Here is an 18,973-nt window from a genome sequence, read left to right on the forward strand (position 1 = left end):
GAGGGTTGAAAGAGAGGGACTGAATTTTAACATACATGATATTTCATGTAATAAATGAGATTCTAAAAATTTGAAAAACAAAAAACTGAAATTTAAAGAAAGAAAATATGATTTACAAAAGCTTAACATTGGAAACTAAGACGTGTTTCAAAACCTGTAATTTAATACAAAGGCTCAGTATTTGGTGACGTAATTCTTGTATTGCGTTTCAAAAGACATACCTGAAAGTAGTGATTATACATTCGAGATTCTATTTAAAAATAAAATTTAATCGGCCTTTACTATTAATATAGTTGAATATTCAAATATTATTGGTTTGTTTGAAAATTATTTTGAACTATTTCACAAATATTTGGTGAAATATGTAACAGCCTATATTATTTTTAATGTTACTAAATTTAATAAAAACAATAAGATATGTTATACCAAAAAATAGGGATATGAAAAAAATCCCCAAAATTTGGGATAAAGAGAAAAATTAAATAAAAATATAAAAATTAAAAATATTTAATATATTACAACCACATAATTTAAATATTCGTAAAAAATAATATTACATGAATATTCGTGTGAATATTCCGCATTAGGTTCTTTTTTTCTCCACATGATTAAGAATGAATCAGCACCTAGGGAAAGTAAGATTAATTAGTTTTTCTTAATAAATATCCTTTGATGCACATACTAATAAATCTCATATGAGAATGGAGAAGTGAAATGTCTACATCTAAAATTTTAACCGCAGTACTATCTGCAACATTGTTCGTAGCACTTCCAGCAACATCTGCAATCGCTGGTGGTAAAAAAGAATCTAAACAATGTGGCGGTGCGCCGTGTGAAGGCGAAATCGACATAAAGTTACAGATTCTTAAAGCATGTGAGCTTTTGGTAGGTAAAGACATCAAACTCGTTGAAGACAGTTATACGGGTGCTAGTGGCTTTACAGTTACAACGAACACTCCATATACATTAAATCTATCTACGCTAAACGCGGGTTCAAGTGCAGATACTTTTGTAAAACATGAAACCACTAGTGATAAAGTATTTACAAAAATCACGACTTCAAAAGGTGGTGTGAATTATCCAATCGGTTCTACACCTGTAGCTGGTATGAGCGTTGATAACTTTGCTGTATCTGTAGCTCCAAAAAATACAATTTCAGGTACTCAACGTGCTGGTACATACAAAGATACTTTATATATCAAAGTAGCTTACTAATCCAAATTTAGGGAGTTGATTCTACACAGTTAGGGTCAACTTCTTTTTATTTTTGAATTGATAATAATATTTAAATGTACTGGGGTGGGTATATGAAAAGTTTATTCAAAGTCGTTTCATTTAGTTTAATGACTTGCTTATTGAGTCCTCAAATATTTGCAGGTATTTCAATTAGCCCTGTGCAGTTATATTTAACCGATAAATCTAAACAACGCAGTGCGACATTTACTTTGGAGTCGAAAGGGGATGATGAGACACCACGTATTTTTGAGGCTCAAGCATTTAAATGGACTCAAAATGCCGCAGGGGAAGATGTTCTTTCACCTGAATCCAATATTATTATCAATCCGAAGAACTTTATTTTAAAACCAAATTCAAAACAAATGGTTCGTGTGGGTTTTACTCAATCTGTAGAAAGTATGAACCTACAACAAGAAGAAGCATGGCGTATTCTTTATACTGAGCTACCTCAAGTGACGAACTCTGAATCGAAAATTGCACTGTTATTAAGTATTAATGTGCCATTTTTTGTCGGCAAACAAGAACCCGCTTATTTGAAATTTATTGCTAAAAAATCGAATGGTCGCACCATTATTCAGGTTGAAAATTTAGCAAAATCACACATTCAAATCCAAAAACTTTATGTCATCGATAAAAGCAAGAAAACAGTCGCTGAATCTTCCGATATGAAATATTTATTGGCATTAGGTAAAAACCAATACGACATCGGGAGTGTTTCTTTACAAGGCGCTAGTAATTATAAAGTCGTTGTGGAAACAGATAAAGGTGACACTCCTTTGGAGTTTAATTTAGTTGAGTAGTGGCTATGAATAGAATTACATTGCTTCTATATTGTATTTTATGTGCTAATTCTGCTCATGCAGAAGCTGTTGATATGCCTGATGATTTATTTCCAACCAGTATTTGGGTAAACGAAGTAGACCGCAAGAGCGAAGTATTATTACTGACTGAAAATAACAAGTTTTATATAGAGTGCGCAGATCTTGATAAGCTGCAAATTAAAGTAGAAATTCTGAAACGACATGCAACTAAAAATTCATTTTGTTTGGTAACGGATCAAGATATTCATTCTGGATTTGATCCTCAATTGCAAGCTATCAAAATTAATCTTCCATCAAAATATTTCTTTGGGCTAGAAACGGATGCCTTAATCAGTCAGCCGATGCCTGCAAATTTTGGTGCATTTCTCAATTATGAAATGCACTTTGAAAATAACACTCAACATAATAATTTTGGTGTACTGCCTGAACTTGGGGTGTTTAAAGACAATTGGATTTTAAGAAATAATGCCTTTTATCGAAATAATAAAGGGGATGATTATCGTGAAGAAAAATTTGTAAGGTTAAATAGTAGTCTTGAGTTTGATTTCTCCAAAAATGCGACCAAGCTGATTATTGGTGATACGACCTCTGCCTATAGCGCATTAATTCATGGTGTGCGATTTGGTGGTTTGAGTTTTGGTACAGACTATACGTCACGTCCAGATTTTGTGTATTGGAATATTCCAAGTCTAAAAGGTAGTGCAGTTTTACCTTCGACTGTTGATTTATATATTGATGGCGTAAATATTTATCAGAAAAAGATTTCACCTGGAGATTATAACCTACAAACAGGTGCCAATATTGAAAGTGCTGGTACAGCGCAAATGGTTGTACAAGATGTATTGGGGAATACCACTGTTCGAAGTTTTCCGGTGTTAATTAGCAGTAAATTGCTCAAAGAAAATTTAAATGATTACAACATATCATTAGGGAAACTACGCTTCAGTTATGACGAAGAAAATAGCGATTATCGCGATTTTTTCAGTTCAGCCTATTGGCGTAGAGGTGTCACCAGTCGTACCACGTTGGGTGCAAGTGCTACCTATAGTGACAAAGTAAAAAATGCAGGACTGCTATGGACGCAAGCGGTCAATCGATGGTTTGTTTTAGACAGTATTTTTTTAGGCAGTAAAACCGATAATGACGATGGCTATTCTGCAGGTTTGGCTATCAGTCGTAATTTCGGGAAACTTAATTTTGGTGTGAGTTCACGCTACGCTACAAATGATTATCGGGCGTTAGGTTATGAAGATAATCATATTTTTCCAAAATTTGAAAATATGGCGTATTTGAGTTTTGCTAATTTTCCATTCTTTCAAAATTTAAATCTGAACTATATCGAACAAACCCAGTATGAATCTAATGATCCTTTATTTGAGTTAGAGGATCGCAAAATGCTCACTGTGGGTGTGAGTCGCGAAATTACACCGAATTTAATGTATACCGCCAACTATTTCCAAGAATTTGGAGATAGCGATGACTCAGGTGCCTTTATTACATTTTCTTATAATTTTGGTGGTGGTAAGCGTATTCAGGCTGATGCGGGTACCAATAAATCCGGCGGTGTCCGTTTCATTCAAAATGCATTCGGTGAATATGGTGCAAATTATGCGCTCGGTGTGGATTATCGTAATGATGAAACGGTATTAAATGCCTATGGTGGTTTGTCCACTGATGTTGGTGATTTAACCTTAAGTCATCTCTATAGTGAAAATGATTCAACAACACAGGTTGGCTACCGTGGCGCTATGGTGTGGTTGGGTGGTCAATACGCATTGACCAGTTTTGTCGATAATGCCTTTGCTTTAGTGAATGTTGGTGGTCGTGAAGATATTGATGTCATGCGTTCAATGTCTCCAGTCGCGAAAACCAATAAAAAAGGCTATGCCTTTGTACACGATATCGTTCCTTATATTAATTACGATATTTCATTTGATGAAAATCAATTACCGATCGAAAGCAAAGTTCCAAATGCTGCACATCGTTTAGTCGCATTAAGACAGCGTGGTTATAACATTAGTTTTTCAGTATTTGATACACAACAAATATTGGTCAAAATATTGGATGAACAAGGTCATCAATTTGTTGCAGGAAGTGAAGTTGCAATTGATACCCCAGAAGCTGATGTTTATCCAGTGGGTTCAGATGGCACGGTAATGTTATATGGTTTGGTTGAAGGCTACTACAAGTTGACGGTGAGGACCAGTGGTGGTCGATCTTGCCAAACAGCATTAACAGTGCCGAAAAAGGTAGAAAACCAAACTCCTGAATTAATTACATTGCAGTGTAAATAAAGGAGTATTTCCAATGAAAAGTATTTTACTCATCTCAGCAGCGTTATTTAGTTCAATAACATTTGCTGCACCGAGTCGTTGTGAAATGGGACGAATCAGTGAAACCAATATGCGCTTGGCGAATTACTATAATAGTCAAGCGGCGAGTTCATTTAGTGTCGATTGTTCCGGTAAATACCGCATACGCTTTAATAGCCGTAATTTGCAGGATACTTCGGGCAGTAGTTTTGTGACGAATGGCCCGATTAAGCTCAAAACACGAATGACTGTTTCAGGTGCGATGGAAAATCTGTGGAATGTTTCTACAGAGCAAGGCGCTGGCAAAAATAACTATGTGATTGCTGTGCGTTTGGTGGAGCGAGTGAATGCAACGACACCTGCAGGAATCTACCGCGATACAGTCTTTGTAAATATGGTGTTTTGAGAGGCTTAGCGAGTGATTTTATTTCATGGTTAAGGTGATTATATGCAGAGTGCTAAGTTCATGTCGCTAGATTGAAGCTTGAGTATAGATATTAATGTGAGTCTCTAGCTTCAATCTAAGTAGCTCCATTCTCTGTTGCAAATATAAAGTTGGATGTGAATGTCTTGAGTATTCGAGATGTTAAAATATCGATATAGCGTTAAGAATAAATAATTCAGAAAAAGTTTTTCTTATTAGAGTTCATAGGTTTAATATGTGATCTTGTTTTTATTTTAGCCATTTTATTTCGGCTAACGGGGAAGGTCAGTATTGAATCGCTATCATTCAAATGCTCCAAGTTGCGCATGTCGGAAAAAAGGTTCGATGTGCTTGGCGTATTGCGTTCAAACACGTCTGACATTTTTAAATGTCCTCATTTCTCTAATTAAACCTTTAAAGCTGAAATTTACCGTTCTTTGTCTTGTATTTGGTGCAATTGGGCTAAGTCCACAAGCTATTGCCCAATCATGTCAGTCAAAATTAGTCAGTCAAGAAGTCGCTCAGGCGCAGATGCCAAGCGGAGAATTGACCGGGCATGAGCATTGGCAAACGATAGAAAAGTTACCAGATCGTTGGAAAGATCGTTGGGATAATTATTCTGGCACAGCTTGGTATCGCTTGAAATGGCAATACACGTGTCAAGATGCAGGCTCAGATCCGCTTTCTTTGATGGTGAGTTACATCAATATGGCAGGGCAAGTGTATTTGAATGGTCAGCTGTTTTGGCAGGATGATTCATTACAAGAGCCTTTGTCACGAAGTTGGAATATGCCTCGGCAATGGGTAATTCCACCCAACAGCCTAAAGTAAGGTCAGAATGAAGTGCTGATACGAGTGGTGGGCGTCAATGCACTGAATCCAGGGCTTGGTGAGGTTAGTTTAAACCGCTATCACGATAATACCAAAGTGTATGAAAAACATTGGTTGGCTATGCGAGGCTTGCATAGCTACACCACTATTTTTGAGTTTATCTTGGGGATCATTGCGGGGCTGGTTTGGCTGTTTCGACGCGAAGAGAACGCTTTTGGTTGGTATGCCATAACCAGTTTTCTTTGGGTGCTATACGTTGGGCAACTTTTAGCTACCGAGACGCTTTGGGGGCTATCAACGCTAGATTTCTATCGTTTGCATATCTTTATCTTTCTTTGTTTTACGACAGCGACTTGTCTCTATCCTTGGCGTTTTGCAGGACGAAAATTTCCACGTCTTGAAAAAGTCATGGGGATGACTGTTTTTGTATTGGGTTGCTTGATTTTTTTTACACCACAGTCTTTGGTACAACCTGTCTTAGATTTGAGTTTTATGGTGGGCTATGCTTGCTATATGCTGAATTGCCTGACATTTTCGTGGATTGCTTATAAATCAGGACAAGTTGAAGCCAAGTTGCTGGCAGGGATTATGTTGTTGATTTATGTCCCAATTGGTGCCCATGACGGTTGGCGCTTAATGATGAATGAAGGGGATTTGATTTCGGCATATGCTTCCCCGATAACAACCTTGGGTGTGGCGATTATTTTTGCACTACGCTTGACTAAAAGTGTGAGACGAATTGAAAAGTTTAATCAAACGTTGGCAACAACGGTCACTCAAGTAAAGGAAGAGTTGACGCATACCCTACAAAATCATTATCAGTTAGAAATGGAAAATACCCGCTTGCAAGAGCGTATTCAAATTGCACATGAGCTACATGATGGCTTAGGTGGCTCCTTGGTTCGTTCAATGGCATCGGTTGAGCAGAGTTCCAAAGATCTGACCAATTCGCAATTTTTATCGATGTTGAAAATTTTAAGAGATGATTTACGACATATCATTGATAGCGGTTCAAGTTTAGGCACCAAACTGCCTGAAACCCCATTGTTATGGATGGCACCCTTTAGGCACCGTTTTAATCAGTTATTTGATTAGCTCGATATACACGCTAAATGGTCAGTTCCTGCAAAATGGGAAGTGGATGTTACTCCAATGGAATGTTTAACCCTACAGCGTGTAGCCGAAGAAGCATTAACCAATATTGTGAAGCATAGTCATGCGACCGTGGTGCAGATTCGGATTTATTATGAAAACTCGGCATTGATAATGGAAGTAGAAGACAATGGTGTGGGGTTTGATGTGAATTTGGTCAATCAAGCCGGTTTGAGTGTGGGGCTTCGTAGTATGAGTGGGCATTTAGAGCGGATGAACGCAGATATGCAAATCACTTCTCGTGCGGGTCAGACGATTTTAAAAGTGATTAAAAATTACGGATAAATCATGATTTTGTAGAAGAAATTAGTCAATTTTTTTCAATAAACTGTCATCAAATAATCATCAAAATGCAAAAAACTGCTGCTTAAACTGTGACTATACATTTATAAGAAGCATGTAAGATCATGACAGAATCGGCTATTAATTTAGGGCGTATGCAGGATGAACCTGCGCGATTTCAGTTCCAATTTAAGCATATGCAATCACGAATGGATGTGCAAACGGTCTCAACATTAATCCGTCCAGGTCTAAAAATCGCCATTGTTACAGATACGTGGGCGCCAGAAATTAATGGTGTTGCACATTCTTTATTGCAGTTGTGTAAAGGCTTGCAGCAACAAGGCAACTCAATATTTTTAATACGCCCTGAACAGTCCGAAAGTTGTCAGGATTTCAGACCTGATCAAGAGTGTTTGGTTCGAGCGCAGTCGATTCCTAAGTATTCAGGTTTACAATTTGGCTGGCCGCAACTGATCAAACTCAGTAAAGCTTTAAAAAAAGCCCAAGTCGACATTGTGCATATAGTCACTGAAGGGCCTTTGGGTTTTGCTATGCTTCAACTGGCGCGTTCTTTACAGATTCCTGTGTCCAGTGGCTTTCACTCGGCCTTTCATGATTTTAGTCGATTCTTTGATTTAGCGTTTTTAATGAAGCCTGTACAGCATTATTTACGATGGTTTCATAACAATACTCAACTCACCTGTGTACCGAGCCAAGATACTGCAGATGCCTTGCATCGATTAGGTTTTAGTTGCCCATTGGTGGTGGTCGGGCGAGGTGTGGACCATAGTCGATTTTCTCCCTCACACTATCGAGCAGAACTGAGACAACAGTGGCAAGCAGATGAACATACCCGCGTGATGCTCTATGTCGGTCGGCTATCTCCTGAAAAAGAGGTAGATGTTTTAATTTCAGCCTATCGTTCGATGTTGGCCATGGATGCACGAACGAAATTGGTCATTGTGGGGGATGGGCCAGATCGTGAACGATTAATGCAACTGGCAAAATCACTAGATGTTATTTTTATGGGAAGTTTAAGCGGTCAGGCTTTATCGGAAGCCTACGCCAGTGCGGATGTTTTTGTTTTCGCAAGTCAGGTTGAGACCTTTGGTAATGTGGTTTTGGAGGCAATGGCCAGCGGATTGCCTGTGATTGCATATAATGCCGCATGTGCCCAATTGCACGTGAGGAATCAGCAAACGGGATGGTTATGTCACTTATCTCGAACCGATGAATTTATTCGGCTTATGCAGCAATTGCCGCAACGCTCTAAATTAAAAACAATGGGCATCGAGGCGGCAAAAGACGCTGCTAAAATCGGATGGCAATATCCTGTACAACAATTTGAGCAAGCGCTATATCGCGTGGTGGATCAAGCCATGATGAGCCAATGGAGCTAGCGCTATTGGTTGTATAGAGAAGTTGAGCATCCTCATAACCAATATTCATTGAACTGTCATCAAAGCATCATTGCACTGTCAAAAATAGAACCTAAGCTGAGTCAAACACAGATCTAAACTTGTAAAAATAACAACACAAATCTAGCTCAACCCCAACACAGTCAGGCTTTGACTGTAGATAGGAGATTAGCGATGAATTTAAAAAATGCAAAAACAAGAATGCTGCATCTCGATTTAAAAGGCTGTATTTATCTCAATCATTTTTCACATCAACAAGTTGTTGCTGACATATTTAAAATGGTTAGTCGACTTGGTGATGGTGTGTTTTGGTATGTCATGTTGGCGACGGTTTGGATCGTGCAGGGCATCTCCTACAGTGTACAAATCGTCTATGTATTACTGGGTGGTTCCGTCGGCACCACGATCTATAAACTCCTCAAAAAGAAAACTGTGCGCCCAAGACCATACCAAGTGCATCAAGTGATTCGCTTAGGTGAACGCCCACTAGATCATTTTAGTTTTCCATCGGGGCATACTCTACATGCGGTCATGGCAACAACAGTGCTGGGCTATATTCAACCCATGCTGTTGGTCTTAATGTTGCCCTTTAGCTTATTGGTGGCATTATCTCGCATGATCTTAGGTTTGCATTACCCAAGTGATGTGGCTGTGGGTGCTGCAATAGGCGCTGCAGTGGGTGCGGCGATTATTCTCTGTGCGCCTCTTTTCGGTTTGCTTTTATAGTCTGATGCGGACATCTCAATTGCAAAATCTGGTAATAAAAAAATTAAAAGGGTTTATCACGTCCAATTGCTGAAATTTGTTAAAGTAAGCCATCATTCTATAGACGATGTTAGGAAGACCCATGGGTTTACGCTGGACAGATACCATTGATATCGCAATTGAGCTGTATGAAGCTCACCCTGATGTTGATCCGCAATGGATTCGCTTTACTGACCTACATGCATGGGTATGTGCATTGCCAAATTTCACTGATGACCCAGAAAAGTCGACTGAAGGTCTGCTTGAGGGAATTCAGATGGCCTGGATTGATGAGGCAAGTTAATCCCTACATCGAAAAAAGCAATTTTTTTGTATAGCAAAAGCAGAAAATAGCGCATTATTCGGTATAATGCGGCAAATTTTTCACGTCAAATTGACTTAAGGAGCCTCTCATGGCTATTGAACGTACTTTATCTATCGTTAAACCAGACGCAGTTGCTAAAAACCACATCGGCGACATCTTTGCTCGTTTCGAAAAAGCTGGTCTTCAAATCGTTGCAACTAAAATGAAACACTTGACTCAAGCTGAAGCTGAAGGCTTCTACGCTGAGCACAAAGAACGTGGTTTCTTTGGTGACTTAGTTGCATTCATGACTTCTGGTCCAGTTGTAGTTTCAGTTCTTGAAGGCGAAAACGCAGTTCTTGCTCACCGTGAAATCCTTGGCGCAACTAACCCTAAAGAAGCTGCTCCTGGTACTATCCGTGCAGACTTCGCTGTAAGCATCGACGAAAACGCTGCTCACGGTTCTGACTCTGTAGCATCTGCTGATCGTGAAGTTAACTACTTCTTCGCTCAAACTGAGATCGCTCCACGTACTCGTTAATTCGAAGTATTCAAACCAGATAAGTGGTATACTGCTTGTCTGGTTTTTTTATTCTCTGAATAATTCTTTGCTCAATAACTGAGCTTCTCCTTTGATCTTTAGACATGGTTTAGGTAATTACACATGAGTACTGAAGTAGTCGCTACATCAGCTGTTTCTGATGCACAGCAACAATCTCCATCCGCTCCGACGCAGCAAAATACTGTGGAGAAAGTGAATTTACTGGGCATGTCACGTCCGCAAATGGAAAAATTCTTCGAAGATATGGGGGAGAAAAAGTTCCGTGCTGGGCAGGTGATGAAATGGATTCATCAGTTCTTCGTGACTGATTTTGCTGAAATGACCAATATTTCTGGCAAATTGCGTGAAAAACTAGAAAAGATTTGTGAAATTAAAGCGCCTGAAGTGGTGCATAAAAATTATTCAAAAGACGGTACTCGTAAATGGGTGTTCCGTGTGGGTGATGGTGCAGGCTCATTGGTTGAAACCGTGCTCATTCCTGCAGAAGATAAAACCGGCGCACGTAAGACCTTGTGTATTTCGTCACAAGTGGGCTGTGCTCTGGACTGTTCATTTTGTTCAACTGGGAAACAAGGTTTCCAACGTGATTTGAGCCAAGCTGAAATTATTGGTCAGCTGTGGATGGCGAACTTCTCTTATATGGAAGATGTGCCAGTTGCTGATCGTGAACGTTCAGTGACCAACGTGGTGATGATGGGTATGGGTGAGCCACTGTTGAACTATGATGCCGTATTGAATTCAATGCGTATCATGCTGGATGACTTTGCATATGGCATGTCGAAGCGTCGTGTGACTTTATCAACCTCAGGTGTGGTGCCTAAAATTGACCAATTGGCACAAGACATTGATGTAGCCTTGGCAATTTCACTCCATGCGCCAAATGATGAACTACGTAACGAACTAGTTCCGATCAATAAAAAATATCCGTTGGAACAGTTGATTGCAGCGTGTCAGCGTTATATCGCAAAAGATGGTAATGAAAGTTCGCGTAAACACGTGACCATCGAATACGTGATGTTAGATGGTGTAAATGACCATCCTGAACATGCACAGCAAATGTTAAAGCTGTTGAAAAACTTACCAAGCAAAATTAATTTAATTCCGTTTAACCCGTTCCCGCATGCGCCATACGGTCGTTCAAGCCGTAACCGTATTATTTCTTTCCAAAAAACTTTGTCTGATGCCGGTTTTGTGTGTACGATTCGTCAGACACGTGGTGATGATATCGACGCTGCGTGTGGACAACTCGTGGGGCAAGTTGCTGACCGTACTCGTCGTGCGGAGCAATGGAAAAAGAAAGTTGCGCAGCAAAATGAGATACTGCGCTCACAAGGATAATAAAGAGGCAGCCAATTGAAAAAGTTAACGTATAAGTTCACTTTCGTTTCAGCTTTATGTGCATCGGTTTTAGCATTAAGTGCGTGTCAAACCCCTGATGTGGGTAAGAAAGACCCTGAAAAAGCTGTAAAGATTCGAACTCAATTGGCTGTTGAACATCTAAAATCTGGTGACTTGGATGCTGCAAAGCGTGCCCTAGACCAAGCATTAGAAGTGAATTCACGTGATTCACAGGCCAATATGATGATGGGTGTCTTGCTGCAACAAGAAGGCAGTAAAGAGAATCTAGAAAAAGCAGACAGTTATTTTAAGCGGGCGATCTCAGCTGACTCAAAAAATTCGCAAGCACGTAACAACTACGGTACGTACTTATATCAAGTTGAGCGCTATAATGACGCGATTGAACAGTTGTCGATTGCTGGGTCTACACTTGGCTATGAGCAACGTTTCAAAGCATTGGAAAATTTAGGTCGTATTTACCTGAAAGTGGGCGATGTGGCGAATGCTGAAAAATCATTCAAACAAGCTTTGCAGGCTAATCGTGATTCCTATGTTTCAATGTTAGAGTTGTCTGAAATCTTTTATTTGAATCAGCAGTTCCCTGCTGCCACACAAATGTATGAACAATTTGTACGTGCAGTAGGACAAAAAAATCAGGGTGCGCGTGCACTCTGGATTGGCATTCGAACAGCGCGTGCCAATGGCGACAATTTGGGTATGCAAGTACTGGTTAACCAGTTACGTGCTTTGTTCCCAGAAAGTCCTGAATACCAACGCTATTTGCAATTACAGTACAGTACTGAGGCCGTATGGAAGTAAATCCTAATTCACCGCAATCGAATGGTTCGAGCGTAGCTCCAAATGCATTAGGAAATGTACAACGCCCAGGTGAGTATTTACGTCAAGTACGTATTACGCAAAAACTGGAACTTGAAGCTGTCGCATCAGAACTCAATATTCCATTAAAAACACTGACTGCACTTGAGCAAGATGATTATAAGTCATTGCCTGAAGCGACCTTTATTAAAGGTTACTACCGCACTTATGCCAAATATTTAAAAGTTGATGCAACCAATATCATTCAACGTTTTGATGATATTTATGCCAACGATACGGGATTGTTGCCAAATCACGCGTTAAACAATTCACCGATTAAAATAATGGGTAAATTACCCGGTTCTAATCGTGACCGTAATCGTAAATGGATCAAACGGGGTCTGATTGCATTGGCGGTGTTGTTGGTCATTGGTGCGATCGTGGCAGCGATTCAGGGCATGACCTCGGGCAGCGATAATGAAGACGCTGTGACCAATGATGTCGCTTCAGAAGTTCAAGTCCTCGACATGAATGGCGGGAATGCAACAGTCAGCGGTGATCAATTGACATTGACCTTTAGTAGCCCGACTTCAGTACATATTGTTGATTCGACGGGTAAGGTGTTGGCGACTGGTCGTCAAGCATCGACGCTCAACTTAAACGGTGAAACACCATTCCAAATTCGTTTGGATGATGCAACTGTAGTGTCATTAAGCTTAAATAATGAAAATATTTCATTGTCACCATATACCGTAAACGGCAAAGCAGATTTCCGTTTATCACGTTAAGGGACAACAGAGCAGACTGAACAATGATTGAAAATCCAATTAAGCGCCGTCCAACGCGTAAAATTAAAGTAGGTTCGGTGTATGTCGGTGGTGATGCGCCGATCAGCATCCAAAGTATGACCAATACTGAAACCTGTGATGTCGAAGCGACCGTGGCACAAATTCAGCGCTGTGTAGACGTCGGTGCGGACATCATGCGTGTTTCTGTACCGAGTATGGAAGCTGCTGAAGCTTTTGGTGAAATTCGTAAACGTGTGCAAGTGCCATTGGTTGCCGATATTCACTTTGATTATAAAATTGCTTTACGTGTTGCAGACCTTGGTGCAGATTGTTTGCGTATTAACCCGGGTAATATTGGCTCAGAAGCTAAAATTCGTGAAGTGGTAGCTGCTGCACAACATAATGACATCTCTATGCGTATTGGTGTCAATGCCGGTTCACTGGAAAAAGATATTCAAAAGAAATATGGTGAGCCTACAGGTCAGGCCTTGCTTGAATCTGCAATGCGCCATATTGATATTTTAGACCGTTTAAATTTCCATGAATTTAAAGTGTCAGTCAAAGCATCGAATGTATTCCTGACTATGGATGCTTACCGTTTGTTATCTAAACAAATTGATAACCCATTACACTTAGGTGTGACTGAAGCAGGTGTCTACCGCACGGGTTCAGTCAAATCTGCTATCGCTTTAGGCGGTTTGTTGATGGAAGGCATTGGTGACACCATGCGTATTTCATTGGCCGCAGAGCCTGAAGAAGAAATCAAAATTGGCTTTGATATTTTAAAATCATTGGGCTTACGTTCAAACGGCATTAACTTTATTGCATGCCCAAGTTGTTCGCGCCAAGAATTTAATGTCATCAAAGTCATGCAAACATTGGAAGAGCGTTTAGAAGATATTCGTACCCCAATGGATGTATCGGTGATTGGTTGTAAAGTAAATGGTCCGGGTGAAGCCAAAGAAGCCGATATTGGTGTAGTAGGTGCAAGTCCGCGTTCACTGGTGTATCGTAATGGCGAAAAGAGCCATTTAATTGACACAAATCAGTTGGTTGACGAAATCGAAGCGATGGTTCGTCAACGTGTTAGCGATCTTGAAGACGCTAAAGCTAAAGAGATTATTCGCACAAGTTTTTCTGAGTAGATCATGAGTTCAATCGTCGCAATCAAAGGTTTTAATGACATTCTCCCTACGCAAAGTCCTGCATGGAGACGTCTAGAACAGCATCTATCAAGCCTGATGGATGCTTATGGTTATCAGCAAATTCGCTTGCCGATTGTGGAGCAGACTCATCTGTTCAAACGTTCTATTGGTGATGCAACGGATATCGTTGAAAAAGAAATGTACACATTCCTAGATAAAGGTAATCCGCCTGAGTCTTTGACTTTGCGTCCAGAAGGAACAGCAGGGTGTGTACGTGCAATGCTTGAACATAACTTACTTCGTGGTGCTACACCGCGTGTATGGTATGTCGGCCCAATGTTCCGCTATGAAAAACCACAAAAAGGTCGCTACCGTCAGTTCCATCAATTTGGCGTAGAAACTTTTGGTGTTGCAACACCAGATCAAGATGCAGAATTGATTTTAATGACTGCGCGTTTGTGGAAACGCATGGGCGTTGCAGATAAAGTTCAATTAGAACTCAATACTTTAGGTGAGTCTGATGAACGTGCAGCTTATCGTGCAGCATTGGTTGAATTCTTAGAGTCACATAAAAATGACTTAGATGAAGATTCACAGCGTCGTCTAACCACGAATCCACTGCGTATTTTGGATTCTAAAGATGCAAAAACACAAAGCATTTTGGAAAATGCGCCAAAACTTCACGACTTTATGGGTGAAGAAACGTTGGCTCACTTTGCTCAATTGCAGCAGTATTTGACTGATGCTGGTGTTGGTTTTGTGATCAATCAAAAATTGGTTCGTGGTCTCGACTACTACAATAAAACGGTCTTTGAATGGACAACTACACACTTAGGTTCTCAAGGAACGGTATGTGCTGGTGGTCGTTATGACGGTTTAGTCGGTCAGCTTAAAGGTAAAGCAGACCAGTCGGTGCCTGCTGTTGGTTTTGCAATGGGTATGGAGCGTTTGCTTCTTCTACTTGAACAAGTGGAAGATAATACCCCTGTGCGTGACTGTGAGCTATTCTTGGTTTCAGATCCTGCAACTCAAGGTAAAGCGTTGGTACTTGCTGAACAAATTCGTGATCAACTTGAAGCGGCGGGTAGCAACATTCGCTTAAAAGTTGGTTCACAAGGTTCAATGAAATCGCAAATGAAAAAAGCTGACCAATCGGGTGCTTTATTTGCTGTGATTTACGGTGAACGTGAGCAAGCAGCAGGGCAAGTGCTGGTAAAAGAGCTAGCGATTGCAGAACAACACGAAGTGAATGTGGCAGACTTTGTTGCCTTCATTATCGAAAAAATTTCTTCAAAATAATCCCTATAACATAAGGAAAAAGGTAATTTCATGAGCGCATTGAGTGAAGAAGAACAACTTGATAATTTAAAATCGTTTGCTAAAAAATATGGCTCTGCCATTGTTAGCGGCATTTTAATTGCGTTGATTGCCTTTTTCGGATGGGAATACTGGCAGAAGAAAACTTTGGCTGAATCGCAAATGCAAACAGCCAAAGTCCAGCAGTTAATGGATGATGCTCAGTCGGCGACGGGTGACGCTTTTACACAACTTTCTGCGACTGCAGATAAAATTGTAAAAGAAGCGCCAGATTCGCCACAAGCCATCCAAACTCAGTTGCTTATGGCAAAATTGGCGTATGATAAAGCGGATTATGCCAACGCTGAAAAAGCTTTGAAAAAAGTTGAAAATTCAAAAGTTGATGATGCAGGCTTAGTTCAATTGGTGAAATTACGTTTGGCGTATGCACAATTGGCACAAAAGAAATTTGATGAAGCATTAAAAACTTTAGAAGCGGTTAAAGAACCTGCTTTTCAAGCAACTGCAGATGAAGCCCGTGGCGATGTCTATGTTGCGAAAAATGATATCGAAAATGCAAAGAAAGTTTATCAAAGTGCATGGGATGCTTTGGTTGAGCGACAAGAAGAACGTCAAATTTTACAAATTAAACTCGAAAGTGTAGGCGTTTTAGTTGATGATCCTGAAATTGAACGTCCGATTATAGATACACAAGTGGAAGCAACTGAATGAATAGAAAATACAAAATTACCTGTGCGCTGACAGTTTTAACACTTGCTTTGGCTGGTTGTGCAAATAAAGGAAAAGTAGAAAAAGTAAAACCAAATCCTTTACCAAAATTGGAACAGGCAAAAACTTTAGCACCTGTATTTTCAAACAGTGTGGCTTCAACTGAAGAAGCAGATCCACTGCGTTTACGTATGGATGCAGATAACGGCGTTGTTTTTAGCGTAAATCCTAACGGTGAAGTTCAAGCCTACAAAGGCAAAGAGCGTTTATGGCAGAAGAAAATCTCTAAACAAGGTTTGACTGCAGGTGTAGAAGCTGCTGACGGTATTGTGGTTGTCGGTAATGCAAAAGGTCAATTATTTGCATTGGATCAGGCAACAGGTGAGCAAAAGTGGACGGCGCAATTAACCGGCGCGTTACTTTCACCGTCGTTGATTCAAGCAGGTCGCGTTATTTCAGTCACCAACGATGGTACGGTATACGCAAACGATGTGGCAACGGGTCAACAAACTTGGACCTATAACTTGCCAAATGTGCAATTTAGTTTACGTGGTATGGCAGCACCGGTATCACTTGATGCACGTCATGTTCTCATCGCTTCTTCAAATGCCTATATCTATGTGATTGATGCATTGAGCGGTATTCCGAAAATGCAGCGTCGTGTTGCAGTGTCAGACGGTCGTTCAGATGTACAACGTCTCATTGATATTGACGGTGAACCGACTGTAGCAGGTCAATTTTTAATTACCACCAGTTATCAAGGCCAAGTGACAGCGCTTGATCTTGCCTCACAACAAGTGATCTGGAGCAATGATGCGAGCAGCATTCAGCGTCCTGAAGTTGCGGGCAATGGTGTCTTTGTGGCACAAACTGATGGTAAAATTGTGGCTTATGAAATTACCACTGGTCAAACATTGTGGGAAAATGACCAATTGCTTAATCGTAATTTGAGTAACCCAGTGATGTTAGGTCAAGACCTTGTGGTTGGTGATCTGGATGGGGTACTTCACTTAATCAACCCAGCGACAGGCGAGTTGGTTGGTCGTTCTAAAACCAGTGGTGAAGTACGTTCACTACGTGTAATTGACAACCAATTATATGTGTCGACACGTAAGGGTGCATTAAGCATTTGGCAGAACCGTTAATTTTTCTGCGGCTTATGTTAAAATAAGCCAAACCGTATTTTTAACGCGGGGGATTGAATCATCAATGCCCCGTGTTTTTATTTATTTTAGGCATTTATCCTATTTCCATTCTTCCTAAGCTTTCTGATGTTCAGACCAGACCAAACTGGCTGATCTGGAATAAAGGTTAATCTATGAAACCCGTAATTGCGCTCATTGGTCGTCCGAACGTCGGAAAATCAACGTTGTTTAACCAGATAACCAAGAGCCGTGATGCTCTCGTTGCTGACTTTGCCGGTCTGACTCGTGACCGTAAGTATGGTGACGCGACTTATCAAAATAAATCCTTTATCGTCGTTGATACTGGGGGTATTGGCGAAACTGAGGGCGGTATCGACTCGTACATGGCAGAACAGTCAAAAACTGCCATTAATGAAGCAGATATTATTGTCTTCGTGGTCGATGCGCGCGCAGGCCTATTGGCATCTGATGAGCAAATTGCACGTGACTTACGTACGCTAGGTAAAAAAGTTTATCTTGTTGCCAACAAAGTTGATGGTGTACATGCCGAAGCAGCTTTAGTTGAATTCTTCAAATTGGGTATGGGTGAACCACTTCAAGTGGCTGCCAGCCATGGTCGTGGTGTTCAGCAAATGCTTGAAGAAGTGTTAGCTGAAGTGCCTGAAGATGAAAGTGAAGAACAACACGATAAAGACACAGGCTTACGTTTAGCGATTATTGGTCGTCCAAACGTGGGTAAATCGACTCTAGTGAACCGTTTGTTGGGTGAAGACCGTGTGGTTGCATTTGACCAACCAGGTACTACACGTGACTCGATTTATATCCCATTTGAACGTGATGGCCGTAAATACACATTAATCGATACTGCGGGTGTACGTCGTAAAGGTAAAGTGGACGAAATGATCGAGAAATTCTCGATTGTGAAAACTTTACAAGCGATGAAAGATGCGCATGTTGTGGTTATTGTTGTCGATGCACGTGAAGGGATCGTTGAGCAAGACTTGCATTTGATCGGTTATGCGCTTGAAGCAGGCCGTGCGATGGTGATTGCCATCAACAAATGGGACAACATGTCTGACTATGACCGTAAACAGTGTAAATTAGATGTTGAACGTCGTTTTGACTTTATTCCATGGGCAAAAATTCACTTAATTTCTGCACTTCACGGTACAGGTGTTGGTGATCTTTATCCATCGATCCACCGTGCTTATGATTCTTCTCATTTGAAAGTATCACCTGCGAAAATCACTCAAATCTTGAATGATGCAACTGATGCGCACCAACCACCAATGGTTCAAGGTCGTCGTATCAAAATGCGTTATGCGCATATGGGCGGACAAAATCCACCGACGATTGTGATTCATGGTAACAAAGTTGATAAAACGCCAAATGACTATCGTCGTTACCTAGAAAACGTGTTTCGTAAAGTTTATAAACTTGAAGGTACGCCAGTCAAAATTGAATTTAAAACCTCTGATAACCCATTTGAAGGTCGTAAGTCGCAAATCGATGAGCGTACGGCGGCACGTAAACGTCGTTATGTTCAGAAGTTCAAAAAAGCGGAAAAGAAATTCAAACGCTAAGTTTAGATGAACAAAAAAAGCCTGCAGATATGCAGGCTTTTTTTTCA

At 40.5% G+C, this 18,973-nt stretch carries 19 protein-coding genes; all 19 read left to right on the forward strand.

What is annotated here, in order from left to right; genetic code table 11:
* Positions 1–714: 714 nt before the first annotated feature.
* The 19 genes from FTT77_RS05345 to der all read left to right on the forward strand — a co-directional run bounded on the left by FTT77_RS05345 (position 715) and on the right by der (position 18,926).
* On the forward strand, positions 715–1,215 hold the full coding sequence (locus FTT77_RS05345) for a hypothetical protein (protein ID WP_180005392.1): 501 nt from the start codon (positions 715–717) through the stop codon (positions 1,213–1,215).
* 92 nt (positions 1,216–1,307) lie between these two features.
* The gene (locus tag FTT77_RS05350) at positions 1,308–2,036 is read left to right on the forward strand and encodes a molecular chaperone (protein ID WP_180005391.1); all 729 of its coding nucleotides are present in this window, start codon (positions 1,308–1,310) and stop codon (positions 2,034–2,036) included.
* Between the two features lie 5 nt (positions 2,037–2,041).
* On the forward strand, positions 2,042–4,351 hold the full coding sequence (locus FTT77_RS05355) for a fimbria/pilus outer membrane usher protein (RefSeq protein WP_180109001.1): 2,310 nt from the start codon (positions 2,042–2,044) through the stop codon (positions 4,349–4,351).
* Positions 4,352–4,364: 13 nt separating this feature from the next.
* Positions 4,365–4,775, forward strand: coding sequence for a hypothetical protein (locus FTT77_RS05360; RefSeq protein WP_078189619.1), 411 nt, complete (start codon positions 4,365–4,367; stop codon positions 4,773–4,775).
* Positions 4,776–5,144: 369 nt separating this feature from the next.
* A complete protein-coding gene (locus FTT77_RS05365; RefSeq protein ID WP_180109000.1) occupies positions 5,145–5,624 on the forward strand; it encodes a hypothetical protein in 480 nt (159 codons plus the stop codon).
* Between the two features lie 12 nt (positions 5,625–5,636).
* Positions 5,637–6,719 carry a 7TM diverse intracellular signaling domain-containing protein gene (locus FTT77_RS05370; RefSeq protein ID WP_180108999.1) on the forward strand — a complete coding sequence of 361 codons (1,083 nt, stop codon included), beginning with the start codon at positions 5,637–5,639 and terminating at the stop codon, positions 6,717–6,719.
* A gap of 57 nt (positions 6,720–6,776) precedes the next feature.
* Complete coding sequence (locus FTT77_RS05375) at positions 6,777–7,061, forward strand: sensor histidine kinase (protein WP_168378455.1); 285 nt, start codon at positions 6,777–6,779, stop codon at positions 7,059–7,061.
* 119 nt (positions 7,062–7,180) lie between these two features.
* Positions 7,181–8,458, forward strand: a complete 1,278-nt coding sequence (locus FTT77_RS05380) for a glycosyltransferase family 4 protein (RefSeq protein WP_373686702.1) — start codon at positions 7,181–7,183, stop codon at positions 8,456–8,458.
* A 192-nt stretch (positions 8,459–8,650) separates the two neighbouring features.
* The gene (locus FTT77_RS05385; protein ID WP_180108997.1) at positions 8,651–9,202 is read left to right on the forward strand and encodes a phosphatase PAP2 family protein; all 552 of its coding nucleotides are present in this window, start codon (positions 8,651–8,653) and stop codon (positions 9,200–9,202) included.
* Positions 9,203–9,323: 121 nt separating this feature from the next.
* Positions 9,324–9,524: a Fe-S cluster assembly protein IscX gene (gene iscX, locus FTT77_RS05390; RefSeq protein WP_078189615.1), complete on the forward strand. Its 201-nt coding sequence runs from the start codon at positions 9,324–9,326 to the stop codon at positions 9,522–9,524.
* A 109-nt stretch (positions 9,525–9,633) separates the two neighbouring features.
* The gene (gene ndk, locus FTT77_RS05395; protein ID WP_078189614.1) at positions 9,634–10,065 is read left to right on the forward strand and encodes a nucleoside-diphosphate kinase; all 432 of its coding nucleotides are present in this window, start codon (positions 9,634–9,636) and stop codon (positions 10,063–10,065) included.
* Between the two features lie 123 nt (positions 10,066–10,188).
* Positions 10,189–11,424 carry a 23S rRNA (adenine(2503)-C(2))-methyltransferase RlmN gene (gene rlmN / locus FTT77_RS05400; protein ID WP_180024403.1) on the forward strand — a complete coding sequence of 412 codons (1,236 nt, stop codon included), beginning with the start codon at positions 10,189–10,191 and terminating at the stop codon, positions 11,422–11,424.
* A 15-nt stretch (positions 11,425–11,439) separates the two neighbouring features.
* Positions 11,440–12,243 carry a type IV pilus biogenesis/stability protein PilW gene (gene pilW, locus FTT77_RS05405; protein ID WP_180108996.1) on the forward strand — a complete coding sequence of 268 codons (804 nt, stop codon included), beginning with the start codon at positions 11,440–11,442 and terminating at the stop codon, positions 12,241–12,243.
* On the forward strand, positions 12,234–13,028 hold the full coding sequence (locus tag FTT77_RS05410; protein ID WP_180042023.1) for a RodZ domain-containing protein: 795 nt from the start codon (positions 12,234–12,236) through the stop codon (positions 13,026–13,028). Before pilW ends, FTT77_RS05410 begins: the two co-directional genes overlap by 10 nt.
* A 23-nt stretch (positions 13,029–13,051) precedes the next feature.
* Positions 13,052–14,173: a flavodoxin-dependent (E)-4-hydroxy-3-methylbut-2-enyl-diphosphate synthase gene (gene ispG, locus FTT77_RS05415; protein WP_078192661.1), complete on the forward strand. Its 1,122-nt coding sequence runs from the start codon at positions 13,052–13,054 to the stop codon at positions 14,171–14,173.
* Between the two features lie 3 nt (positions 14,174–14,176).
* On the forward strand, positions 14,177–15,472 hold the full coding sequence (gene hisS, locus FTT77_RS05420; protein ID WP_180005380.1) for a histidine--tRNA ligase: 1,296 nt from the start codon (positions 14,177–14,179) through the stop codon (positions 15,470–15,472).
* Between the two features lie 30 nt (positions 15,473–15,502).
* A complete protein-coding gene (locus tag FTT77_RS05425) occupies positions 15,503–16,201 on the forward strand; it encodes a tetratricopeptide repeat protein (protein ID WP_078189608.1) in 699 nt (232 codons plus the stop codon).
* Positions 16,198–17,343: an outer membrane protein assembly factor BamB gene (gene bamB / locus FTT77_RS05430; RefSeq protein WP_078192659.1), complete on the forward strand. Its 1,146-nt coding sequence runs from the start codon at positions 16,198–16,200 to the stop codon at positions 17,341–17,343. Before FTT77_RS05425 ends, bamB begins: the two co-directional genes overlap by 4 nt.
* Before the next feature lie 173 nt (positions 17,344–17,516).
* Positions 17,517–18,926 carry a ribosome biogenesis GTPase Der gene (der, locus tag FTT77_RS05435; RefSeq protein WP_078189606.1) on the forward strand — a complete coding sequence of 470 codons (1,410 nt, stop codon included), beginning with the start codon at positions 17,517–17,519 and terminating at the stop codon, positions 18,924–18,926.
* Positions 18,927–18,973 lie beyond the last annotated feature (47 nt).

Source organism: Acinetobacter sp. YH01010 (genome assembly GCF_013420775.1).
In the GTDB taxonomy this organism is placed as follows: Bacteria; Pseudomonadota; Gammaproteobacteria; order Pseudomonadales; family Moraxellaceae; genus Acinetobacter; species Acinetobacter amyesii.